The organism is Paenibacillus mobilis (assembly GCF_058267595.1).
The window spans coordinates 373,282-396,218 of record NZ_JBZCMS010000003.1; the positions used below are offsets into that span (position 1 = coordinate 373,282).

Sequence of the window (22,937 nt, forward strand, 5' to 3'; positions counted from 1 at the left end):
TTCCCCTTTTTAGTTTAGATAAGATCGAATTAATTAGAATATTTTAGTTTGAATCCGCTTACAGATATAAAATAACACAGGGCATTCGGGAAGTAAACTAAAAAGTTTAAACCTTTTTAAATTTATATAAATTAAAAAGCGGCCGATGGCACTGGGCATGCTTATTTTAGGGAAAAAGGCTAAGTTTAGTTGATTTTACGAGCAGAAAAAGAAGAGGAAGGTAGGGTTTTTTAGGGGATTTTGAGAATAGGAGCATATTTCATTGCTTTATCAAGATTTTAGTTTATGATAATATGAAACAAAAAAGATGAGTAAAAGCGACGACGCTTTAGATTATTAATGACAGCCATCCTAGCGGAAGAAGGTCCAGCGATGATTTATATTAAAGAATTAATGAGCGGTATTGATATTTTCAAAGCGCTAAGCTCGGAGATCCGGATTCAGATTCTGGAGCTTCTCGCCGCCAACCAGGCGCTGAATATGAATGAAATCGCCAGCAAGCTGAACCTCAGCAACGGGGCGATCACCATGCACATCAAGAAGCTGGAGGAAAGCGGGCTGATTGAAATCAATACGTCCGTGGGCAAACACGGCATCCAGAAGATGTGTTACCTGAACAAAGACAAGCTGATGGTCGATCTGCGCAGCAAAGATACGGAAAATCTGTACGAAGTGGAAATTCAGGTCGGCCATTACTCCAACTATCAGGTAACGCCGACCTGCGGGCTGGCGACGAAAGACAGCATCATCGGCGATTTTGACGATCCCCGTTATTTTGCCGATCCGCAGCGGATCGACGCCGATATTTTATGGCTGACCGAAGGGTTTGTGGAGTACCGCGTACCGAATTATTTGAAATCCAACCAGACCTTCCGGGAAATCCAGTTTTGTCTGGAGCTCGGCTCGGAAGCGCCGGGGTTTAACGACAATTATCCGTCGGATATTTATTTCTATTTAAATGGGGTAGAGCTTGGCTACTGGACCAGTCCCGGTGATTTCGGAGATATCCGGGGCACCTTTAATCCGGACTGGTGGCCTCCTCATCTGAACCAATACGGCATGCTGAAGCTGATTCGGATCAATCAGGAGGGCAGCTTCATCGACGGCTGCCGGATTTCGGACGTGACGCTGGACCAGATCGACCTGCATTACAAAAGCGAGCTGACCTTCCGGCTGGGCGTTCCCGAGAAATCGGCCAACAAACGCGGAATGACAATTTACGGCAAACATTTCGGCAACTACGGCCAGGATTTGATGGCCCGGATTTTGTATGACGTGAAAGGAAGCAGCAACTGACATTTTTGAAAACGAACAGGTTGAACACGAAGTCCCGCCCTCACAGGCGGGACTTTATTTGCGGTTTTGTGGCTGTTAGGGCAGGCGGGGGCAGCGGACAGCCGAGGATGGTCGCGAGTTGCAAGCTGTAGGTCCGGGTCAAACCCATTAGCTCTGGTGCGTGTGTGCATGTGTGCATGTGTGCATGTGTGTGCCAGTGCTTGATTCGCGTTCCGCCGCCGTAAGCGTGCATGCCGCGCTTTGATTGGATATGCTTTAGTTTAGGCTTCGTTCAAGGCCCGAAGCAGCGTATAGCGGCTGCGGAGCTTATGAGCCTCCCGCAGGCTGGCCGTGAACAGCTCGTCATCGATGCCGAGCTCGTCACGGCTGGACGGGCCGCCGGCTAGCTCCAGCAGCCGGCGGATTTCCGGCGCCGCAGGCACGGCGGCCAGCCACTCGCGGACCTGCTCGCCGTGGCGCAGCAGCTGTTCCGGCTCCTCGCCGGGATACAGCGCCCGTTCCACGGCATCGTGGTACAGCCGCGAAATCTCGGCGCAGGCGACGCCGACCTTGGCGCCGTGCGGCAGCGCTTTGCGGCCGCGCTCCAGGTAAGCCATCTCCCAGTAGTGGGAGAGATGGTGCTCGGCCCCCGAAGCGGGGTGCGACTGGCCGAACAGCAGCATGGCGATGCCCGATTCGATCAAGGCGTTCATGAGGACGCGGATGCCCTCCTCCGTGCGGCGTCCGATGGCGTCGGCGTGCGCGATGCAGTCCAGCAGCGCCGCTTCCGTAATTTGCGCCGCCCGTTTGTCATACGGTTCATCGGCGCTCAGACTGGAAAATTTCCAGTCGAAGAGGGAGGTATATTTGCCGAGCATATCGCCGAATCCGGCTGCAACGAGCTCCTGCGGGGCGCGGGTGAGGATATCCAGGTCGGCGAAAATCGCCTTCGGTGCGGCGGCAACCACGGTTTGTTTGACGCCGCGGATCATCAGCGGAGCGCCTTTGGAGGTAAAACCGTCTACAGAGGGCGCCGTGGGGATGGACAGGAAGGGAATGCGCGTTTTGCTTGCGGCAAACCGCACAATGTCGTGGATCGTGCCGGAACCGACGGCGAGCAGGCAGTCCGTCGTGCCGGGAGTGATGGCCAGCAGCAGCTCCACAATGGATTTTTCATCGGCAATGCAGTCTCCGCTTGCATCCGGAGTGATCAGGCAGAGGTTAACCGCGCAGCCAAGAGGGGCCAGCTCGGCTTCAACCGTACGGCCTGCGGCTTCATAGGTGTTCCGGTCAGCAACAATCAGCGGCTGTTTGTAGCCGGCTTTTTTCACATACGGGGCAAGTTTGGCCAGTGAGCCTTTTTCCAGGGAAATGTAGTCCAAGGGGATGTCGTCCAACAGATGGATCATCATTTAAAAATGCCTCCTTGATCAATGGAATGGAGTAGCCGTGCCGTTCCTTGATTCACTTCAACACCGGTAAATTCCGTTTCCTGTAGCGGCGAGGGCGTACAGCTAACCTAAATGAATTCGCTTTCAAAAGAAAAGAGAAATACACCTCCAGTTTTGGAGCAGCGTCCGCATGCCGCGACTTGTACATCCTATTCGGTTTGTAAACGCTTCATTCCGAGTAGTTGTACGTACAAGTGGGGTGTTTTCATTGTAATCCGGCGGGGCCGTCAAAACAACTCCTTGTTTGTTAAAAATAGACAATCGAAGCAAAATGGTTCCCGAAGACCAGAAAGGAAGGACATCAAAAAAAGCCGATCCCGAAGGACCGGCTTGCTGTTGAAAAAGGTATTCACACCTGAGAAACCAAAGTTTTCAAATACTCGCGGATTTGATCCGGCGTTTTGGCGAATTTGCTGTGCAGGTGAGCGATTTTTTCCCCGTTTTTATAAACGAGCAGGCTTGGAATGCCTCTTACACCGTTTTCCTCGGCGACATTTTCAAGCTGTTCGACATCCAGGGCATAAAACTGTTTATCCGGATTTTCTTCGATAATCGGTCCGATGAAGCGGTCCAGGTTTTTGCAGTCCGGGCACCAGGTGGCGTCATATTTAATGACGGTATATCCGTCATTGCTGATTAAATCGCGGTATTGTTCTTCCGTTGCTACTCTGTTCATGTGTTAGTACCCTCCTTAAAAATGTAGTAAATGCTCTAAAAAGTTGTCCTCATTATAACACCACAAAATTAAATTTTGCAATAGATAAAGCGGGAATTTTAATTTTGACTGATTTTCCCGAATTTTAGGAGAGCCTCAGTTCGTCTTCGGGCTTATTATAGCCAATTAATGAGGATTAAGTCGAAAATCCTAGAATAAAGCAACTGAAAAAAGCACAAAATGAATGCAAAATTTAGAAAAATTCAAAAATATATTTCATCTTCATATTTAAAAGGTGTAATATAGGGGTAGAGAGTTCGTTTCGGCTGTGGTGTTATTCACCCCTTCGTCAGAACATTTTCGGAAACGGTCCCGGTTAGGCGGATTGGGTTTCCGGGGAAAGCCCATGGAGTAGGGGCTCTTTTTTATGGGTAAATTATGACGAGTGGATGAATCGGGAACATGCACTGGCTGATGATTCGAAACGGGGCCTTGAACCAGGCCGCTAAGTCCGTTTTGAAGGCATCGGCATGCCCGAATTAAGACGGACTGTAATTAAGCGTAAAGGAGGACGTTCCAAATGTCACAAACTTTGAATCAATCGGAAACACAAGGAACGCAAGAAACGGCGGCTGCAAGCACAAAGGATCTTGTCGATCAACTGCTTAAGCCTGAGGTACAGCAATCTCTAACAACCCTTGTGGACAATTTGCCAAAGCTGACCGAAATGGTGAATACCCTGACTCAAGCTTATGATGTGATGCACAGCCTGGCTACGGACAAAGTATTCGTTGAGGATATCAAAGCCGGCTTCACCGGCGTTGTAGGTCCAGTGGTAGGCATGGCTAAAAATGCCGCAGCAACAGCTATGGAAGCGGGCGATCGCGCGAAGAAAGACCATTCCTCGGTCAGCGTATTCGGTCTGCTGAAAATGCTGAAGGACCCTAACATCCAACATGCCTTGAAATTTGCGCAGGCTTACCTGGATATTACGAACGAAAAGAAAAAATAAGAGCACCCGAATTGGTTTCATCCAGCAGGATGAAGTTGGTTCCTAATTTTTCGGAATAGCATAACGAACGGAGGATGGAAATGTCGAAGCAAATTTTGATTTTGGGCGGCGGATATGGTGGACTCCTGAGCGCGCTGACTGCGCGTGAATATCTGAGCGCTGAAGAAGCTACCATCACAGTCGTAAACAAATACCCTACGCACCAAATTATTACGGAGCTGCACCGTCTGGCTGCCGGCAACCTTCATGAGAAAGCTGTAGCACTTCCGCTTGAGAAGCTGCTCGAAGGCAAAAACGTGAAGATCGTTGTGGATACGGTTGAGAAAATTTCTCCGGACGAGAAACAAGTGAAGCTGGTAAGCGGCGCTACATATAAATATGACGCCCTTGTAATCGCACTCGGAAGCGAAACAGCTTACTTCGGAATTCCAGGACTGAAAGAAAATAGCTTGACCCTGAAGTCCGTAGACGAAGCACATCGCATCTTCGAAACAGTTAAAACCCGTCTGGATACTTACAAGAAAACGAAAAACAAAGCGGACGCCACATTTGTTGTCGGCGGTGGCGGTTTGACCGGCGTTGAGCTTGTCGGCGAATTTGCGGATGAGCTTCCGGAACTTTGCCGTCAAAGAGGCATCGACTTCAACGAAGTTAGCCTCTACTGCGTAGAAGCAGGCCCGACGATTTTGGCAGGTTTCCCGGCTGACCTCGTTGAACGCGCTACAACAAGCCTTGAGGCACGTGGCGTTAAATTCGTAACCGGCGTACCGATTACGGAACTGAAGGACAATAAAGTATTCCTGAAAGACGGAAACTCCATTGACTCCAGCACCGTGATCTGGACTGGCGGCGTACAAGGCAACTCCCTTGTAGCTGAAAGCGGTATTGAAGTGAACCGCGGACGTGCAACGGTAACAGAAAGCCTGCAGTCTACGTCCCACAAGGATATTTTCCTTGCCGGCGACAGCGCGGTTGTATTTGCTCCAGGCGCTGAGCGTCCTTACCCGCCAACAGCGCAAATCGCTTGGCACATGGGTGAAACAGTGGGTTATAACCTGTCTGTATTCTTTAAAGGCGGTACGATGGAATCCTTCCATTACGTAAGCTCCGGCACACTCGGCAGCTTGGGCCGCAAAGACGGCATCGCGATGGTGGGCGGAAGCTCCACCAAGCTTAAAGGTATGCCGGCTTCTTTGATGAAAGAAGCAAGTAACATCCGTTACCTGGCTCGCATCAAAGGTTTGTCTGCTTTGGCGCATTAATCGCATAGACATCGGATAGAAAAGCCGCCCTTTGGGGCGGCTTTTTCATTTGGGCCGGAAAAGGAACCGGATTGGGCCTATACGGGCACCGGCAATCTGTTATAATGGACTCGTTTCTAACTCTTACAAGGACATAGTCTTTTTTTACATCAAACATAACGTGTTTGCCGCCGGCAGGCACAAATCCATACAGGAGAACACAGCCATGGATCAAACCTTAAACGTCAGCAAAAAAAACGGCGGCCCCTCGGCCGCATCAGCCGGCCCGGCTGTAGGGCGCCGGAATGTGGGTATCTTTGCCCACGTCGATGCCGGAAAGACGACGACCACCGAACACATGCTGTTTGAAAGCGGCCGCACCCGTTCGCTGGGCAGCGTGGATTCCGGCACGGCCGTGACGGACTGGCTCGATATCGAAAAAGAACGCGGCATCTCGGTTCGCGCGGCCACCACTTCTTTAGTATGGAAAGACATCCACATCAACCTAGTGGATACGCCCGGGCATGTCGATTTCCTGTCGGAGGTCGAACGTTCGCTGCGGGTGATGGACGGTGCGGTGCTGATCATATCGGCGGCGGAGGGCGTTCAGGCCCAGACGGAGCTGATCTGGGGCGCATTAAGAAAGCTGAATATTCCAACGCTTATTTATGTCAATAAAATGGACCGCACGGGCGTCGACGAGCAGGCGCTGCTTGCGGACATTCGCAAATATTTGTCTCCGGACGCCGTTCCGGTCCAGCTGCCGAAGGGCCGGGAGCAGTCGTTTGCCGGGGCCATAGATTTATGGGAAACGCTGGCGGGAGAGGAAAGCCCGGGCGCCGGTCCCGGAAGCGCGGAAAACGAAGCGAAGGCCGCCGAGGCTGGCGCAGCAGCAAACACCGCCTGTGTGGAGCTGCTGGAAAGCCTGGCCGAACGGGAGGAGGCGCTCCTTCAGCGCTATTTGTCAGGGGAAGAGATTCCGGCAGCCGAATGGAAAAGGGCGGCGGCAGACATGACCCGTTCCGGCAAGCTGTTTCCGGTGCTTTATGGCGCCTCGGGCAGAAGCCTTGGCGTAACCGGTTTGATGGACGGCATCGTCGATTATCTGCCCGAGCCTGGCGGAGACAAGGAGGCCGAGCTGTCGGGCATCGTCTTCAAGATCGAACGCGACAAAACGATGGGGCGAATGGCTTTTGTCCGCTTGTATTCCGGGTGCATCCGCAACCGGGACCTGGTCCGCAACGATACGCAGCAACTGGAGGAGAAAGTGACGCAAATCCGGAAGGTGGACGGTAATAAATCCGAGGACCTTGGCGTGCTGGAAGCGGGGGACATTGCAGCGGTATGCGGCTTGACCTCGATTCGCATTGGAGATGTGCTCGGCAGCCCGGCAAATATTCCGGAGGAAGCCAAGCTGGCCGTTCCTCTGCTTACCGTGCAGGCGCATTGGGAAAACGAAGCGGACTATCCGAAGACGGTTCAGGCGCTGCAGGAGCTGTCGGACGAAGACCCGCTGCTGGACGTGCAGTGGATGCAGGAGGAGCGGGAGCTCCATGTGAAAGTGATGGGCGAGATCCAGCTCGAAATGCTGACGAGCGTCCTGCAAAGCCGATACGGGCTTCAGGTCCGGTTTGACAAACCGTCGGTCATCTACAAGGAAACGCCGAAGAGAGCCGGGGAAGGCTACGTTGCTTATTTAATGCCTAAGCCTTGCTGGGCCATCCTGCGTTTTGCCATTGAGCCGGGGGCCCGGGGCAGCGGGTTCCAATATGAGGCCCGGGTACGTGCCGAAGACCTGCTGGTGCAGTATCAGAACGAGGTGCGGCGCCGGGTTCCCGAGGCGTTGTCCCAAGGGCTTTACGGCTGGGAGGTCGTGGATTTGAAGGTAACGCTTATTGAAGGCCAGCACCACGTCTGGCACACGCATCCGCTTGATTTTGTGGTGGCGCCCCCTATGGCGATTATGGACGGGCTTGTGAATACCGGGACCAAGCTGCTGGAGCCGATCCTGAACTTCCGGATTAACGTGCCGGAGGAAAATGCGGGCAAGGTCATGAACGACCTCATCCAGATGAGGGGCATGTTCGAAGCGCCGGTGCTGCAGGGGGAGCGGATTACGCTGACCGGCAAGGTGCCTCTTGCCGAGTCCATGGAATATGCCACCCAGCTCGGCTCGCTGACCAAAGGACGGGGGGCGATGGTAACCTTTTTTGCCGGATACGAGGAATGTCCCGAAGGTTTTATCGCCGAACGTCCTCGCAGAGGCGTTAACCCGCTGGACCAGTCCAAATATATTCTGAGCGTACGAAAGGCGCTGCAGGGTTGAGTGTATGAGAGGGGATAGCCTGAGGTCTGAAGTTATTTGCGGCGTTTGGCAATTTCTTCGGTGACGGCAAAAGCCAGGTCCTCGTTATCGAACATCGACAATACGCCAAGCAGCGTGTCATCCGCGATGTCTCCGGCTTCTTCTTTGGGGACGGTCAGCTCCGACATTTGCTTCAGGACTGGATTTTCGGCTTGATCAGGATAAGCTTTGCAATAAATTTCAGCAGGGTTCAAATCATGGTTCACGCACCATTGGGCGAATACAAGGATCATCATATGCTCATCCTGACGGTAGCTGTCGATGATCCGTTGTTCCCGTTCTTTTGCATCCATATCGATTCGTATCCTCTCATTTTCGTAAAAGTATAGCTATTATATCGGAAAGGCCAGGTAGGTTACAAATGATTAAAAATGAAAAAATCAAGGCATCCGAGGTCCGCTTAACGGGTCTTGACGGAGAGGACTTGGGGATTATGCCCACTTCCGAGGCGCTTGCCTTGGCGAAAAAGTGGAAGGTTGACCTCGTTTGCGACTCCCTGATGAGCAGTCCTCCTCCCTGCAGGCTGATCGGCGCCGGCCAAGCGCGCGAGGAGCGCGATCAGGCGAAGAAAAAGGCGGGTCCGGTCAAAGTAAAGGAAATCCGGTTCAGTCCCGAGATTGAAGACCATGACTACGACACGAAGAAACGCCAGGCTGAAAAGATGCTGCAGAACGGGGATTCGGTGCTTCTGACGGTAAAAATATCAGGCAAGCAGGGCGCCCAGGCGAAAGCCCTTCTGGAAAGGCTGCTGGCCGATTTGAAGCCGGCCGGGAAACCGCGGACCGGCATCCAATTGAGCGGCAAACAAGGACAGGTAGAGCTGCAATCCTTGACGGGGCTCTAATTTTAATGAAAGGTACTCCATCCTGTGAAGGATCGGGTTGCCTTTTTTGTTTTTATTGTTTCTTCGGAAAAAGGTTCATTTAGCTGCCCTGATTTGTTTGCATTTCGGGAAAGAGGGTAACTATATCCTACCTACGTTTCATTCGGGAAAGGAGGTGAACAGATGAGGAAAGAAACCTGGGTGATCGGTGCGACTTTGGTCGCTTCTTTTGCCCTTGGCGCACACTCTTACGCCCAAGAGGATAAGCCATTAGACTCCTTGCCCGCTGCTTCAGCGGTTTCCGGGATGTCCGGAGTCCTATCCTCTGCACCGTCGGCGGTGGATATACCTGAGGGAACACAGGGACAAAAGAGCCTTTCCGTGCATGCCGAGGTTTCGGCAGACGGTTTATTGAAACCGCTCACAGGCACATTGGATGAGACCTTCCAGGAGGCTGGCAATGTCGTAAACGGTGCAGTTCAGGAGGTTGTGATCCAGGAGGCTGCAAAACCGGTCGTCAAGGCCGTTCAGCAAACCGTTCAAAATACGGTGAACGAAGCCTCCCCTCAAGAAGTTGAACCGCTCAAGCCTATTGTTGATTCGGTAATGGACGTCGTAACTCATACGGCTGAAGGAGCCTTGGACAGGGTAGGAGGAACCGTTCAGAAGACGGCGGATACGGCTGCTGGTTCGGTTGATGCCGTCACGGATACGGCCCGCGTTCTGGCCGCCGGTTTGCCGGAAGTGCAAATCGACGTGGAGATAAGCGGGGAGGTTTTGCCGAGCGTACCGGCTATTTCGGTAGTCGGGTCAGTGGATGCGGATCAACCGGGCAAACCTTCCAAGCCGGAAAAATCTTCGGGTCTTTCGGCCGCGCCGTCAGAAGCGGGTTCTTTAATTCGGACGGGAAGCGGATCGACGGGTTCGGATCCGGAGAGCAGCACGGGAGTTTCCGGCGTTCGAACGGGAATTGTATCCTCGCCGGCGGCTTCAATGGAATTGGCCGAAAATGCGGCTAATCAGCCAGCCTCGTCCGGTGCTGCTTCAGGGAATCTGCCTGCCGAAAGGGGGAAGGGATCCTTTGGCCAGGTAAGGGGTTCGTCCGTAACGGACCTGAAGGAGACAGCCGCCGTGAACGAATATGCCTTTGATCTTGTAAAAGAGGCCGGCAGGGCGGAATGGAGCCGTTATGCCGCTTATTACGCTGCTGCCGAGAAAACGGCCCGGCTGGAGAAGCAGTTTCCTTTGACTCAGCCCGGGCCTTGGGCGGAGCCGGCTTATATGGCAGCCGGACAGTCCGGCGGAGGAACAGGCAGCGGCGGGAATTCCGGCAGCAGCGGCTCTTCTTTTAGTGGCGGCGGTTATTTAACCGCTATATTAAACGAAGGGATGATTCAAGCCGAGACGCAGGGGACCAGCCAGCCCGGGCAGGCCTTTTTCATGAAAGACCAGCATTCCCACGCTCCGCCGTTTATGCCGCCGAAGGCATTCCTTTTCTTTGAGGCCGCTTGACCGTAAGCCCACAACAAGAAAAGGAGTGCTTTGAATAATGAATAAAAAACTAACCGGATTGATGGTCGCGACGTCGTTTCTTTTTGCTGTAGGTCTAGCTCAGAAGGATGTTCATGCTTCAGCCAGTCAGAATCAGACGACAAGCCAGAGCAGTCTAATCAGCCTTCATCTGGATGCCATGAAGGATGATGGGGATCAAAGCCTGCTGAACGGCAAGCTGAAGGTGCTGAACAATCAAAATGGAGGCGTGCAGCCAAACTGCGGACAGAGCAGCGACTCCGTGTTAGATTTGAGCGGTACGAATCTGAACGACGACAAGAGTTCGGTGCTGGACTCCGACCTGAACGTGCTTAAGGATGGAGAAGATCACGATTCGGTATTGGACTCTAATCTGAGCGTACTGAAGGATAAAGAAGAAGGCAGCACGCCAACTGACCGCAGCAACGGTCAAACAAGTGTGAATGGCCAAGATAACGGATCCGTGCTGAATTCGAGCATCGGTGTCCTGAACGATCGTGAGGATCGCGACTCGGTGTTGGATTCGAATTTGAACGTGCTTAAGGATGGAGAAGATCACGATTCTGTATTGGACTCTAATCTGAGCGTACTGAAGGATGAAGAAGACAGCACGCCGACTGACCGTGGCAACGGTCAGACCCGCGTAAACGGCCAAGGCAGCGAATCCGTACTGGATTCGACCATCAACGTTCTGAATAACCATGATGATAACGGCATGTGGGTTCTTTGCGGTAGCTCCATGACGCCTATGGGAGAATCTCGCACTAGCAGTCCAAAGGAAACCACGGAAAGCGGCTCGGTATTAAATTCCGAGGTGAGTGTCCTCAAGGATGAAGAGAACTATCAATCCATCTTGGACTCCCACCTCAGCCAGTTGAAGGACGGGGAAGATTCACAGGAATCTGATTCCGTGCTGAATCTGGATCTGAATGTTTTAAATAACTGATTGGCAAAAGGAATCGAGATTGCAAAGAGGACCCGGCCGGGGTCCTCTTTTTGCGTTATACGAACGAGACCGGTGGGCAGCGACAGGCGTACGCTTTAACCTCATTTTTCCAAGAATTATGCATATTTTGACCAAAAACGGCAAATACCAACACCAAGAGGTGAGGCCCGTGTCGTGGTTTAGAAAAACAAATGACAATAATGAGGAGCAAAATCAGGAGCGGAACGAAGAGCAGCCTAATCAGGAGTTTCAAAGCCAGGAACAGACTGAGGGCCAAGATCAGCAGGATCGGGCTCAAGATCAGGACCGGGTGCAGGACCAGGATCAGATGCAAGATCAAGGACAGGACAAGGTCGGGGAATCGAACCGAAATGCTGATCAAACCGATGATCAAAACTCGAGCAGCGGTACCTCCAAAAGCGGGGATTCCGGGAACGGCAGCACGGCAACGAAGGATAAGGCTTCCGAAAGCAGCTCATCGTCAGGCGGCGGGGCTTCCGAAAGCGGATCATCGGCAGGGAGTGGAAATTCCGGAAGCGGCATGGGCCAAGACGATTCAAGTTCGGCTAGTACAAATTCGCTGAATGAAACGAAGACAGCTAGAAACTCTTCGGCGAATAAGGCGGGTTTTTTTAGCGAGCTGATGAAGACAGAAAGTCAGGATCAGACGCAGAACCAGCACTCTAACCCGCAAACCGGGCAAAATAATGAACAAAGCGGCAATCAGGATTCTAATCAAAATACAAATCAAGATACAAATCCAAATACCCAAAACGGGTCGGATCAACAGACCACGGGTTCTAATCAGGATAAGCAACCGCCAGGGGAAGCGGGTTCCCACGCAGCCTCGCAGCAGGGCCGGGGAGAATCTTCCAAGCGGGATTCGGATGCTAATTCCGGACAGGACGCGAATGGGGAGTCCGATGATCCGCCGCTTGAACCGGACTTGGAGACCAATCTGGCTCGTTTTAAGACAACCTTTGAAAATTGCTCGGATATTATCTATCGTCCTTTCAAGATAAAAACTTCTGGAACGAATGCCGTATTAATTTATCTTGACGGTATGAGCGATTCCCAGCAGGTAGAAGAAGCCGTGCTAAGACCGCTTATGGAGGGCCCGAGTGGCAGCTCCCAAGCTGGAGAAGGAGAGACGGGCAGCCAGCAGGGCCAAAGCAGCCGGGACCAGGGCAGCCGGAACCAGAGCGGCCAGGGCCACGGCAGCGAAGGAGAGACCGGGGGGGAAGAGCAGAACCGCGGCGAGGAAGAGAAGGACAGCCAAGGAGAGCGGAATAGCAAGGGAGAAAGCGGCGGCCGGAACAAGGAAGGCGACAAGAAACCGGCGGCCAAATTGGAGGAACAGCTGATTTCCGTACCGCAAATCAGCCGGGAAAAACAATTCAAGATCGTCGTTCAGAATATCATGAAGGGCCAGACCGTCGTTTTGGCGGATGGGGAAACCGATGTTTTGATCGTGGACCTGGTCAAAATGGAGCAAAGAGCGATCGGTGAACCGACCTCCGAGAAGGTCGTCCGCGGACCGCGGGACGGCTTTACCGAGTCCTTGCGAACCAATACGTCACTGATCCGGAGACGGATCGCGAGCTCCCGCCTGAAGGCGGAAGCCTTGTCCGTAGGAACCTTTACCCGTACCAATATCACGATTATGTATATTGACGGAATCGCCAAGGATTCGCTTGTCAATGAGGTACGGGGCCGCATTCAGGATATCGATGTGGATGGGCTTCTTTATTCCCAGGACATCGAGGAATACATCGAGGACAAGGTATATTCCCCTTTTCCCCAGGTACAGAACACGGAAAGGCCGGATGTGGCCTCTTCAAGCCTGCTGGAGGGGAAAATTGTCATTATCGTGGACAACTCGCCGATTGTCCTGATCGTTCCTATGACTTATTGGGCCGGCCTTCAGGCGGCAGACGATTACACGGAAAGAACGATGTACGCTTCCCTGGTCCGATGGGTGCGGTATATTTTTGTGCATATTTCACTGCTCTTGCCTTCTCTTTATGTGGCGCTTACCACGTTTCATCCCGAGGTCATTCCCACGCCGCTGCTGATCAGTATTGCTTCCGCCCGCGAAGGCGTTCCTTTTCCAGCTATGATCGAGGCGCTGCTGATGGAATTTATTTTCGAGGGGCTGCGCGAGGCGGGGATCCGCCTGCCGCAGCAGGTCGGACCCGCAGTGAGTATCGCGGGAGCGCTGGTTATCGGACAAGCTGTCGTGGACGCTGGTATTGTTTCGAGCCCGATGGTTATCATCGTATCGCTGACCGGTATCGCATCCTTTGCGTTTCCGATGTACAACATCGGCACGTCCTTTCGGATGCTGCGGTTTCCGCTGCTGCTGATCTCCGGATTTATCGGATTTTACGGCATCATGCTGTTTCTCATTTTGATGACCGTGCATCTTGTGTCGCTCAAACCGTTCGGCATTCCGTACATGGCTCCTGCAAGTCCGCTGGAAAGCGCTAATTTGCGGGATATCCTGATCCGGGCTCCTAAATGGAAAATGAATAAACGTATGGGCACGTTATCCGGCCACAACAAAAACCGGTCGCCTGTGAAATAGAAATCGTATTCTGAAACGGGAGGAAATCACGATGTGGAGAAAAATAGCGCTTGTCCTAATGTTCATGTTCCTTCTGACCGGCTGCTGGGACCGGCTTGAACTCAATGACCGCGCCATTTTGCTCGGCTGGGGAATGGATCTGCTCGAAGACGGGCGTTATATGGCCACGGCTAACATCGTTCTTCCGCTTGCCGCGAAACCTCAAGGAGGCAGCAGCGGAAACCCCGGATACATTACGGAGAGCGCCATGGGCAAAAACATTACCGACGCCGGTCAAAATATGCAGAAAAAGCTTTCGCGCGTAACTTTTTCGGGGCACCGCCGGAATATTTTTATCGGGGAAAACCTGGCAAAGCATGGGCTCGGGCACATGATGGACGAATACTCGAGAAGTCCGAGCGTGCGGCCGCGGAGCAATATTTTTGTGGTCAAAGGGGGAACTGCGCAGGAGGCTATGGCTTTGTTCTACAAGCTGGAGACCAATCCATCCATTGCCGTGCAGAAAATCCAGGAAAAGCTCGGAGCCCCGATCAGCCGCTCCCTGCTTGACTTCTTAATTCAAATAAATAAAAACAAATGCGGGACCATTCCAACGCTGCATGTAGTGAATCCCGAAGTGGAAACCCCTAAAAAAACCAGCGAAGACAGCCCTCCGCAGCCCACGTTGGAGATAGACGGCATTGCTTTAATGGATGAAAACGTAAAAATGCTCGGCTATCTGGATACTGAAGATTTCTGGGTCAGGCTGTGGATCGCGAACGAGCTGGAGAAAAGGGATGTCACGAAAACGATCGGTGGAAAAGAAGATACGGTCAGCATCAGGCTGAACCATTTGAAAAGCAAGATCACGCCCATCTTTCAGGGGAACGAAGTGTCTTTTAAAGTCCGATTAAACGCCCGAGGAGAAATTCTCGAAAACAATACGCCGCTTAATGTCGGCCAGCCGAAGGTCATAAAAGAGCTGGAGCAGCATTTCGAAAAGGGGCTGAAAAAGGATGTGCAGCGGGTCCTCAAGAAGGTGCAAACGAAATACGGGACCGATGTCTTTAACTTCGGGGACTCCATACGGATGTTCCATCCCTACAAGTGGAAAAAGCTTGAGCCCCATTGGAAGGAAACGTTCAAAGAAGCTCCGGTAGACGTGGTGGTGAAGCTGGATATCACGGGAACAGGACTGGATCAGCAGTCGTTGCTTCCTGAAAGGAGCCGGGATAGCGAATGAAGATTAGTAACCAACAGCTGCTTTGGATGATTTTGATGCTGAATGTGGGAATTAATCTGCTTATTGCCATCAATCTGGTCGTTCAGGAAGGGCACCAGGATGCTTGGATGTCCTCGATGATTTCCGGCCTGATCGGTCTGGGGGCCGTTTATTTGGGGACCCAGGTAGCCTTGAGACATCCGAAGCAAACCCTGTTTGAGTTCAGTACCGTCATTTTAGGCAAATGGCTGGGCAAACTTATCGTGATTCCTTATATGATCCAATGGTATCTGGTCATACCGCTGGTCTTGAGAGATCAATATCAGTTTGTGCATATCAATGTCCTGTTTATGACTCCGGTATGGATGATCATCGGCTCCATGATTTTAATCATTGTTTATACCGTTATAAAAGGCGGGATTGAAGTGATCGCTCGCTGTACCCAGATCTGGAGCCCGATTTTGCTTGCGATTCTGGCCCTGACCTTTGCTTTTACCATAAACAATCTGGACTGGAAAGCATTGTTCCCGGTTTACGCGCTGACCGGCATGGTTCCCATCCTTAAAGGTTCTCTTGTCCCCGGCTCCCTGTTAGCGGAATCTGTGAGCGTCATGATGCTGATCGCCTTCGTGGACAAACCCGGAAAATACACGAGGCGGGCGGCCTTGTCGGGCGTTCTTCTCTCGACTTTTTTTATCTTGATGGGGCTCCTTTGGGTTTTGATGACTTTCGGCTGGCATATCGCCTCCAAACTTAATTATCCTTTTTTCGACATGGTTAAGCTGGTCTACCTCATGGAGTTCATTCAAAATATGGATATCTTTGTAATGGCGGTCTGGCTCGTCAGCATTTTTGTGAAAATGTCCATCTATGTCTTTGTAACCAGCTATGGGACGGCTCAATGGGTAGGCAAAGCTAACAAGTGGAAATATTTCGTTGTTATTCCTGCCGTTACGACTTCTACGATTGGCTATTTGCTTATTCGAAGCAATATCTCCAATGTGGTCATTCTGCAAAACCTATGGATAGGAACCCTGCTGCCGCTTAACGGCTATGTAATTCCGATTCTGCTGTGGATCGTATCGGCTGTCCGGTTTCCCAAAGGTGCTCCAAACCAGGGGAATGGAAACGGACAGCAGGCCGGTAAGCAGCAAAATGCCCAACAACAGCAAAGCGCTAATCAACAGCCAAACAGCGGCCAGCAGCAGAATCATACGGAATAGCAAAACGGGGATCAAACGAATCCGAACGATCAAATGCAAAATAACGGCGATCATCAACGAAATGGCGGTTCTCAGCAGGAGGGCGGATGACCCGGACAGCGGCTTTAGAATGCATGTCCCGCCGGTGGACAAGGCATACTAAACCTGAACTTATCCCCGAACAGAAACAAAAGCATTTAACCCAATATCAGTCCATGCAAAGGAGAGTCACCCATGACCAAAGACAAACATCAGAAACGGGAACGTCAAATTGCCAGCAATAACGGACAGAGCGATACGGCGGGAGGCCGGGGGGAACGGAGAGCCGGACGGAAAGCCCAGTTTAAGAACCACAGTCAGGATGGCAGCGGTGTTTTGAATGAGTATCTGGACGATCAAAAGGATTAACAGCAGGCGATCGACCAGGCGGAGGGCGGAAATGTCCGCTGAGGCGCCGAGGCCCCCGGAAGCGGGGGCTTTTTTGGTATGGCGCATGGCAGGTAGAAGAATCGGGTAAAAGATACCAACGCGATTTTTATACGATGACAAAGGAGGCTGCAGGACGTGCAGAAAACAAAAATCATTTGTACGCTAGGACCGGCGTGCGATGAACCCCAGGTGCTGAAGCAAATGATTGAAGCCGGAATGACCGTAGGACGGCTTAATATGGCGCATGGAGAACTTGAAGAACACGCCAGACGGATTGACGGGGTTCGCCGGGCTGCGGAGGAGCTCGGAACCTTTATCCCGGTTATGCTGGACATCAAAGGTCCGGAAATCCGGATCGGCAAGCTGAAGGAAGCTTCCGTGATGCTGGAGCAGGGAGCCGCGATCACGCTGACTACGGAAATTGTGGAGGGGAATGCCGGCCGGGTATCCGTGAATTATCCGGATATGCCCAAGGTAGTGCGCCCGGGTGACCGCGTACTGATTAACGACGGATTGATCGAGCTGCATGTCGTAAAGGTGGGAAATACGGAAATGCACTGCAAGGTCATCAGCGGCGGGCCTTTGAAACCAACAAAAGGCGTTAACCTGCCCGGCGTAAAAACGACGCTGCCCGGCGTCACCGAACGGGATATCCGTCACATTAAATTTGGCTTGGAGCACAACATCGAAATGATCGCCGCTTCTTTTGTCCGCAAAGGCGACGATATCCGCGAAATTCGGCGTATTTTGCAGGAGCATGGCGCAGAGCATGTGCAGATCATTTCCAAAATTGAAAATGGCGAAGGCATCGACAACCTGGACGACATTATCGAGGCGTCCGACGGCATCATGGTGGCCCGCGGCGATCTGGGCGTAGAAGTGCCGGTCGAGGATGTGCCAATGCTGCAGAAGGAAATGATCGAAAAATGCAATTATGCGGGCAAACCGGTGATCGTAGCCACGCATATGCTGGAATCGATGCAGGTGAACCCGCGTCCGACGCGGGCGGAGGTCGGTGACGTGTTTAACGCCGTCATTCAGGGGGCGGACGTGGTCATGCTGTCCGGAGAGTCGGCCGCCGGCAAATACCCGGTCAAGGCGGTTCAAACCATGGCCACCGTTGCCAAAAAAGCGGAAAGCGTGCTGAACTACCAGGAACAGTTCAACCGCAAGAAGCTGCAGCATCCGTCCGATATCACGGAGGTCATCAGCCAAAGCGCCGTTAACGCGTCACTGGAACTGAAGGCCGAAGCCATTATCGTATCCACGGAAAGCGGGTTTACGGCGCGGATGGTTTCCAAATACCGCCCCGAAGCGCCGATTATTGCCGTCACGCCGCAGCGGAAGGTGCTGCCTCAAATCTGCTTGCTCTCCGGCGTGACTCCGGTGCTCGGAGACAAGGTGGCTACGACCGACGAAATGTTTGAATCCGCCATCCGCAATGCGCTGAATACCGGCTATATCCATAAGGGCGATACGATTGTCCTGTCGGCCGGCTTGCCTGTGATGCAGGCGGGCACGACCAACCTGGTCAAGGTACAGAAGGTATAGGACGTAAAGCGGGCTCTACGGAAATAACGAAACAGGAGTACGGGCATGGCCCGGCTCCTGTTTTCATTTTTATAAATGCCCGCTTCATTCGCCGATCGGCTTTATTTGTTGGTACCGTGTTGTTTGGTTGGCAGCGCGGCATTGGGAGTGCCTTGGCCCCGCTTTTTGTTCCGTTCCTGGTTTTTCTGGTGCTGGCGTACTTTCTCTACGAATTCATGGGTGTTTTCCATACCTTTATCCTCCTTTCCTGACAAGAATCCGCTTTTACTATGCCCTTTTGGCCTCGAAATCATGAACTCGCCGGAGCATCAAAAAAGGCTGAATATCGGCTTATAGTCTGCTTCATATTCATTGACGTTCATTGATCTTCATCTTCCTTCATCTATCTTCATTTTTGCCTTCGGATCATTCATCTTTATTTCATGCCTTCTTCATGATGCGAAACCGCAATGATGTTAGAATCAAATTTAGATCAAGTCTAAATTCACGCGATGAGGTGTTCAAAATATGGATCAAAGAATGACTACAAATCAAGGTACCCCGGTAGGAGACAACCAGAATTCCAGAACGGCTGGCAGACGTGGTCCCGCTCTGCTCGAAGATTACCATCTGCTTGAGAAGCTGGCTCATTTTGACCGAGAGCGCATCCCGGAGCGTGTAGTGCATGCCCGCGGGGCGGGGGCGCATGGTATTTTTGTAACTGAAGCCGGCATGAGCGCCCACACGAAAGCCCACTTTCTTCAAGAGGCGGGACGGGAGACGCCGGTATTCGTAAGATTTTCTACGGTCATCAACTCGGCCGGATCCCCGGAAACTGCTCGCGATCCGCGCGGCTTTGCCGTGAAATTGTATACGGAGGAAGGCAATTATGACATTGTGGGCAACCATTTGCCGGTCTTTTTTATCCGCGATGCTATAAAATTTCCGGACATGGTCCATTCACTGAAGCCTTCGCCTGCCACCAATGTACAGGAACCTGGACGGTACTGGGACTTTATGACCCTGTCGCCGGAATCGACCCATATGATGACCTGGGTGTTCTCCGATCATGGCACGCCGGCGAACTACCGGGAAATGGACGGATTCGGCGTTCACGCCTTCAAGTGGATCAACAGCGAAGGAAAGGTTACTTATGTGAAGTATACCTGGAAATCCAAGCAGGGCGTCCGCAATCTGTCGGCTGAAGAAGCTGTAGAAGTCCAAGGGAAGGATTTCAACCATGCCACGCGCGATTTGCATGAGCATATCGCCTCGGGCGATTTTCCGCAGTGGGAGCTGCATGTTCAGCTAATGCCGGTGGAAGACCTGGACATTTGGAGTTATGACCCGCTCGATCCGACCAAGGTATGGCCGGAAGAACATTACCCGCTGCTGAAAGTCGGTACGATGACGCTGAATCGGAATCCGCAAAACTTCTTTGCGGAAGTGGAGCAGGCCGCATTTACGCCAAGCGCAACCGTACCGGGCATCGAACCTTCCGAAGACAAACTGCTGCAAGGCCGCCTGTTCTCTTATCCGGATACGCAGCGTTACCGTCTGGGAGCGAATTATATGCAGATTCCGGTCAACTGCCCTTATGCGCCCGTACGAAATCATCAGCGCGACGGACAGATGAACGTAAACCAGGACCCTTCCCCGATCAACTTTGAGCCGAACAGTTACACGGACAGCGTGAAGGAAGACCCTGCATACCGGAACAGTTCGATGCCGCTCAGCGGGGAGACCGGAAGCCAAAAAATCGAGAAAACGGATGATTTTACGCAGGCCGGAGAGCTGTACCGCAGTTACACGGATGTGGAGAAAGACCATCTCATCAGCAATATCGTGGGGGATTTGAAGCAAACCAACGAAAAAATTCAACTCCGCGCGATTTGCAATTTCTTCCGCGCAGACGTGGAATACGGCATGCGGGTCGCAAAAAGTCTTGGCGTGGATATCGGCGGATTTATGCCGTCCGGCATGCAGCGTTAATGTCATCATTGTTGACGGCATTATAACTTCAAATTAATGAACAAACCTACGGCCTTTCAAAGACTGCTTCATCGCAGTGCTTTGAAGGGCTTTTTTTTTTGCTTGAGGACCAAGGAAAAAACCTCCCAAACCGGAGGGGCGGTCTGGGAGGTTTTGCGGGGAGAAGTCGGGGATTACAGCGGACAAAGCAGTCCGAAACGGGGAGCTGCAGCGGGGAATGCCTTGCTGTTGCCGAAACGGAAATGGTCTGGATGCGGTAGCAGATCATCGGCCCTCTTTGATGTCAGGAAAACTAACAAAAGCTCAATTATTATGAGGTCATCGTAGCATAAGAAAAAAGAGATTTCACTATTTTTTTTGAAAAAGTATAAAAGTTGTTGGTTCCGGAAAAAGTCGAAAATCGCCGATTAATCAAAGGGTAACGCCGGATAATTTCTTTTTTCTTCAAAGTTGACGCTGTAAATTCGGAGGAATAAGATAGATATAACAGCTTTATCCGTCTTTTTTAGATGGATTGATTGTTGGGGAATATAACATGAATATTACATAGGAGGCGGCTTCTGTATGACGGCAAAACGGAAGGTTACTTCGGAGGATTTGTATGAATTGGCTTGGATTTCGGGATTAAGCGTACATCCTTCCAGCGGCGAAGTGGTGTACGGAGTCAAGAGGGTCAATAAGGAGCGCACGGGTTACCTCAGCCATTTCCGCAAGCTGGACGTGGACGGGAAAGACCAGTCTTATACCTCCGGAGAGACAGACGCTGCTCCTGCCTGGTCTCCGGACGGCACGAAACTGGCTTTTATCCGGAAACACAAAGATCATCCCCAGATTTGGATTTTACCGAAGGAGGGCGGAGAAGCCGCCGTATTGACGCATGCCGAACACGGCGTAGAAGGTTTTGTCTGGTCTGCGGACAGCCGCGCCCTATTTATTAAGCAGCCGGTTGGCGGACCACCCGCGGTCAAAGACGAAGACAAAGCTAACCGGGTAGTGGTCAGCGACCGGACCAAGCCGAGGTCGGACGGCAGTGGGGAATGGGACGGCCGTTACCGTCATTTGTATCGCATTGGGCTAGGGGATGCAGCGGTTCAACCATTAACGGAAGGGGAATTTGATGTTGGAAGTGTCGCATGTTCCCCGGACGGCAGAAAGCTGGTGTTCACGGCGACGATTCCCGCAGATCCTCAGGCCGATCCCGACCTAGAATTGAAGAACGACTTGTTCGAGCTGCCAGTGGAAGGCGGGGAACCCCGCAGATTAACGGCTACGCAGTACGATATCCATCAGGTGGTTTATTCGCCGGATGGCAGCGAACTGGTGTTTTTGGGCGATGATTTGTCATACAGCAACGCTACCTTGGTTCAGCTTTACCGGATGCCTGCGGGCGGAGGCGAGGTCACTTGCGTAACGGCCGGAATGGATCTGATGATCTCGGCTGCCTCGATAAGCGATATGCGCGGCGGCGGTTTCTACAAACCCGTATTCAGCCCGGACGGTAAAGAGGTATATACGCTTGTTACGACAAAAGGAAGCGTTCATCTGTACAGCTTTGCTCTGGACGGAAGCCGCGCTCCGGAGGCTTTGACGCAAGGGAAACGCGATATTTTCGGTTTTGCTGCAGACGAGTCGGACGGAAGCTTTGTTATTGCAGCCGCTGATCCTTTGCAGCCGGGCGATCTTTTCCGCATTTATCCGAAGACCGGGCTGGAAAAACGGCTTACGGAGCTGAACAAAGAGCTGCTGGGCGGACTGGAGCTGAGCGAACCGGAAACCTTCTGGTTTGAGGCGTCCGACGGCGAACAGCTTCAGGGCTGGATCATGAAGCCGGCAGGCTTTAAAGAAGGCGGCAGTTATCCGGCGGTGCTGGAGATCCACGGCGGACCGCATGCCATGTACGGGCATACGTTTATGCACGAGTTCCAGCTGTTCGCCTCCCGGGGTTACGCGGTTGTTTACAGCAACCCCCGCGGCAGCCACGGATACGGCCAGCTGTTTGTGGATGCGTGCCGCGGCGATTATGGCGGCCGCGACTATCAGGATCTGATGGAATTAACCGATTATGCGACCGAACATTTTGATTTTATTGATCCGGACCGTTGGGTCGTTACAGGCGGAAGCTACGGCGGTTTTATGACTAACTGGATCGTAGGGCATACCAACCGCTTCAAAGCGGCAGTCACGCAGCGTTCCATTTCCAACTGGATTTCCTTCTATGGAGTCAGCGATATCGGGTATTTCTTCACAGAGATGGAAATCGGCGGAGGCAATCCTTGGGAGCATACGGAAATGCTGTGGAAACATTCTCCGCTGGCTTATGTTCAGCAGGTGGAAACCCCGCTGCTGATCCTGCATGGCGAAGAGGATTTGCGTTGTCCGATTGAGCAAGGCGAGCAGCTGTACACGGCGCTCAAACGTCTCGGAAAAACAACGCAGCTGGTCCGTTTCCCGGGCGCCAGCCACGATTTATCGCGGACGGGCCGCCCGATTTTGCGGGTAGAGCGGCTAAACCGGATTGCCGGCTGGTTTAATCGGCATTTGGATATGGAATTCTAAAATTCAAATAGACGTGATCAGGTAAACGAAATGCGAAGACTGCTGCTGTTTTTACAGCAGCAGTCTTCGCCTTTTTTTTTGCCGCTTGAGCTGTACTCAATTCCCAGTCATCCAATGGTTGACTTTCCGGCCGATTGCTATA

Annotated in this window: 18 protein-coding genes; 14 read left to right on the top strand and 4 right to left on the bottom strand. The window is 52.3% G+C overall.

What is annotated here, in order from left to right; translation table 11 throughout:
* Positions 1 to 372: 372 nt before the first annotated feature.
* Positions 373 to 1,296, top strand: coding sequence for an ArsR/SmtB family transcription factor (locus AC3ZPD_RS07950; RefSeq protein ID WP_490983742.1), 924 nt, complete (start codon positions 373 to 375; stop codon positions 1,294 to 1,296).
* Positions 1,297 to 1,556: 260 nt separating this feature from the next.
* On the opposite strand, the gene AC3ZPD_RS07955 is transcribed toward AC3ZPD_RS07950, so the two are convergent.
* Positions 1,557 to 2,687, bottom strand: coding sequence for a sn-glycerol-1-phosphate dehydrogenase (locus tag AC3ZPD_RS07955; protein ID WP_490983743.1), 1,131 nt, complete (start codon positions 2,685 to 2,687; stop codon positions 1,557 to 1,559).
* A gap of 388 nt (positions 2,688 to 3,075) precedes the next feature.
* The gene (locus tag AC3ZPD_RS07960; protein WP_490983744.1) at positions 3,076 to 3,402 is read right to left on the bottom strand and encodes a thioredoxin family protein; all 327 of its coding nucleotides are present in this window, start codon (positions 3,400 to 3,402) and stop codon (positions 3,076 to 3,078) included.
* Between the two features lie 559 nt (positions 3,403 to 3,961).
* Between AC3ZPD_RS07960 and AC3ZPD_RS07965 the strand changes: the two genes are divergently transcribed.
* The 3 genes from AC3ZPD_RS07965 to AC3ZPD_RS07975 all read left to right on the top strand — a co-directional run bounded on the left by AC3ZPD_RS07965 (position 3,962) and on the right by AC3ZPD_RS07975 (position 7,960).
* Positions 3,962 to 4,393, top strand: a complete 432-nt coding sequence (locus AC3ZPD_RS07965) for a DUF1641 domain-containing protein (RefSeq protein WP_490983745.1) — start codon at positions 3,962 to 3,964, stop codon at positions 4,391 to 4,393.
* An 80-nt stretch (positions 4,394 to 4,473) separates the two neighbouring features.
* The gene (locus tag AC3ZPD_RS07970) at positions 4,474 to 5,655 is read left to right on the top strand and encodes an NAD(P)/FAD-dependent oxidoreductase (RefSeq protein WP_490983746.1); all 1,182 of its coding nucleotides are present in this window, start codon (positions 4,474 to 4,476) and stop codon (positions 5,653 to 5,655) included.
* Between the two features lie 205 nt (positions 5,656 to 5,860).
* Entirely contained in the window at positions 5,861 to 7,960 is a 2,100-nt protein-coding gene (locus AC3ZPD_RS07975) for a GTP-binding protein (RefSeq protein ID WP_490983747.1), read from the top strand.
* A 32-nt stretch (positions 7,961 to 7,992) separates the two neighbouring features.
* Here the strand turns inward: AC3ZPD_RS07975 and yxiS are convergent, their stop codons facing one another.
* Positions 7,993 to 8,292 carry a protein YxiS gene (yxiS, locus tag AC3ZPD_RS07980; RefSeq protein WP_490983748.1) on the bottom strand — a complete coding sequence of 100 codons (300 nt, stop codon included), beginning with the start codon at positions 8,290 to 8,292 and terminating at the stop codon, positions 7,993 to 7,995.
* A gap of 68 nt (positions 8,293 to 8,360) precedes the next feature.
* On the opposite strand from yxiS, the gene infC reads away from it, so the two are divergent.
* The 8 genes from infC to pyk all read left to right on the top strand — a co-directional run bounded on the left by infC (position 8,361) and on the right by pyk (position 18,268).
* The gene (infC, locus tag AC3ZPD_RS07985) at positions 8,361 to 8,843 is read left to right on the top strand and encodes a translation initiation factor IF-3 (RefSeq protein ID WP_490983749.1); all 483 of its coding nucleotides are present in this window, start codon (positions 8,361 to 8,363) and stop codon (positions 8,841 to 8,843) included.
* Positions 8,844 to 9,005: 162 nt separating this feature from the next.
* On the top strand, positions 9,006 to 10,334 hold the full coding sequence (locus tag AC3ZPD_RS07990) for a hypothetical protein (protein ID WP_490983750.1): 1,329 nt from the start codon (positions 9,006 to 9,008) through the stop codon (positions 10,332 to 10,334).
* Positions 10,335 to 10,371: 37 nt separating this feature from the next.
* Complete coding sequence (locus tag AC3ZPD_RS07995) at positions 10,372 to 11,298, top strand: hypothetical protein (protein WP_490983751.1); 927 nt, start codon at positions 10,372 to 10,374, stop codon at positions 11,296 to 11,298.
* Positions 11,299 to 11,467: 169 nt separating this feature from the next.
* Entirely contained in the window at positions 11,468 to 13,885 is a 2,418-nt protein-coding gene (locus AC3ZPD_RS08000) for a spore germination protein (protein WP_490983752.1), read from the top strand.
* A gap of 31 nt (positions 13,886 to 13,916) precedes the next feature.
* Positions 13,917 to 15,107 (top strand): Ger(x)C family spore germination protein, encoded by a 1,191-nt coding sequence (locus tag AC3ZPD_RS08005; RefSeq protein WP_490983753.1) that lies wholly within the window; start codon positions 13,917 to 13,919, stop codon positions 15,105 to 15,107.
* On the top strand, positions 15,104 to 16,309 hold the full coding sequence (locus AC3ZPD_RS08010) for a GerAB/ArcD/ProY family transporter (RefSeq protein ID WP_490983754.1): 1,206 nt from the start codon (positions 15,104 to 15,106) through the stop codon (positions 16,307 to 16,309). Before AC3ZPD_RS08005 ends, AC3ZPD_RS08010 begins: the two co-directional genes overlap by 4 nt.
* 213 nt (positions 16,310 to 16,522) lie before the next feature.
* Positions 16,523 to 16,696: a hypothetical protein gene (locus tag AC3ZPD_RS08015; protein ID WP_490983755.1), complete on the top strand. Its 174-nt coding sequence runs from the start codon at positions 16,523 to 16,525 to the stop codon at positions 16,694 to 16,696.
* Positions 16,697 to 16,852: 156 nt separating this feature from the next.
* Positions 16,853 to 18,268, top strand: a complete 1,416-nt coding sequence (pyk, locus tag AC3ZPD_RS08020; RefSeq protein ID WP_490983756.1) for a pyruvate kinase — start codon at positions 16,853 to 16,855, stop codon at positions 18,266 to 18,268.
* Positions 18,269 to 18,369: 101 nt separating this feature from the next.
* On the opposite strand, the gene AC3ZPD_RS08025 is transcribed toward pyk, so the two are convergent.
* Positions 18,370 to 18,498, bottom strand: a complete 129-nt coding sequence (locus tag AC3ZPD_RS08025; RefSeq protein ID WP_490983757.1) for a DUF4023 family protein — start codon at positions 18,496 to 18,498, stop codon at positions 18,370 to 18,372.
* A gap of 277 nt (positions 18,499 to 18,775) precedes the next feature.
* Between AC3ZPD_RS08025 and AC3ZPD_RS08030 the strand changes: the two genes are divergently transcribed.
* Positions 18,776 to 20,239, top strand: coding sequence for a catalase (locus AC3ZPD_RS08030; protein ID WP_490983758.1), 1,464 nt, complete (start codon positions 18,776 to 18,778; stop codon positions 20,237 to 20,239).
* A gap of 564 nt (positions 20,240 to 20,803) precedes the next feature.
* Entirely contained in the window at positions 20,804 to 22,795 is a 1,992-nt protein-coding gene (locus AC3ZPD_RS08035; protein WP_490983759.1) for a S9 family peptidase, read from the top strand.
* Positions 22,796 to 22,937: the final 142 nt, after the last annotated feature.

What these genes read in the sequence shown, in the direction of transcription:
- AC3ZPD_RS07950 (WP_490983742.1), top strand. Translation starts at nt 373, where the DNA reads ATGATTTATATTAAAGAATTAATGAGCGGTATTGATATTTTCAAAGCG.
- AC3ZPD_RS07955 (WP_490983743.1), bottom strand. Translation starts at nt 2,687, where the DNA reads ATGATGATCCATCTGTTGGACGACATCCCCTTGGACTACATTTCCCTG.
- AC3ZPD_RS07960 (WP_490983744.1), bottom strand. Translation starts at nt 3,402, where the DNA reads ATGAACAGAGTAGCAACGGAAGAACAATACCGCGATTTAATCAGCAAT.
- AC3ZPD_RS07965 (WP_490983745.1), top strand. Translation starts at nt 3,962, where the DNA reads ATGTCACAAACTTTGAATCAATCGGAAACACAAGGAACGCAAGAAACG.
- AC3ZPD_RS07970 (WP_490983746.1), top strand. Translation starts at nt 4,474, where the DNA reads ATGTCGAAGCAAATTTTGATTTTGGGCGGCGGATATGGTGGACTCCTG.
- AC3ZPD_RS07975 (WP_490983747.1), top strand. Translation starts at nt 5,861, where the DNA reads ATGGATCAAACCTTAAACGTCAGCAAAAAAAACGGCGGCCCCTCGGCC.
- yxiS (WP_490983748.1), bottom strand. Translation starts at nt 8,292, where the DNA reads ATGGATGCAAAAGAACGGGAACAACGGATCATCGACAGCTACCGTCAG.
- infC (WP_490983749.1), top strand. Translation starts at nt 8,361, where the DNA reads ATGATTAAAAATGAAAAAATCAAGGCATCCGAGGTCCGCTTAACGGGT.
- AC3ZPD_RS07990 (WP_490983750.1), top strand. Translation starts at nt 9,006, where the DNA reads ATGAGGAAAGAAACCTGGGTGATCGGTGCGACTTTGGTCGCTTCTTTT.
- AC3ZPD_RS07995 (WP_490983751.1), top strand. Translation starts at nt 10,372, where the DNA reads ATGAATAAAAAACTAACCGGATTGATGGTCGCGACGTCGTTTCTTTTT.
- AC3ZPD_RS08005 (WP_490983753.1), top strand. Translation starts at nt 13,917, where the DNA reads ATGTGGAGAAAAATAGCGCTTGTCCTAATGTTCATGTTCCTTCTGACC.
- AC3ZPD_RS08010 (WP_490983754.1), top strand. Translation starts at nt 15,104, where the DNA reads ATGAAGATTAGTAACCAACAGCTGCTTTGGATGATTTTGATGCTGAAT.
- AC3ZPD_RS08015 (WP_490983755.1), top strand. Translation starts at nt 16,523, where the DNA reads ATGACCAAAGACAAACATCAGAAACGGGAACGTCAAATTGCCAGCAAT.
- AC3ZPD_RS08025 (WP_490983757.1), bottom strand. Translation starts at nt 18,498, where the DNA reads ATGGAAAACACCCATGAATTCGTAGAGAAAGTACGCCAGCACCAGAAA.
- AC3ZPD_RS08030 (WP_490983758.1), top strand. Translation starts at nt 18,776, where the DNA reads ATGGATCAAAGAATGACTACAAATCAAGGTACCCCGGTAGGAGACAAC.
- AC3ZPD_RS08035 (WP_490983759.1), top strand. Translation starts at nt 20,804, where the DNA reads ATGACGGCAAAACGGAAGGTTACTTCGGAGGATTTGTATGAATTGGCT.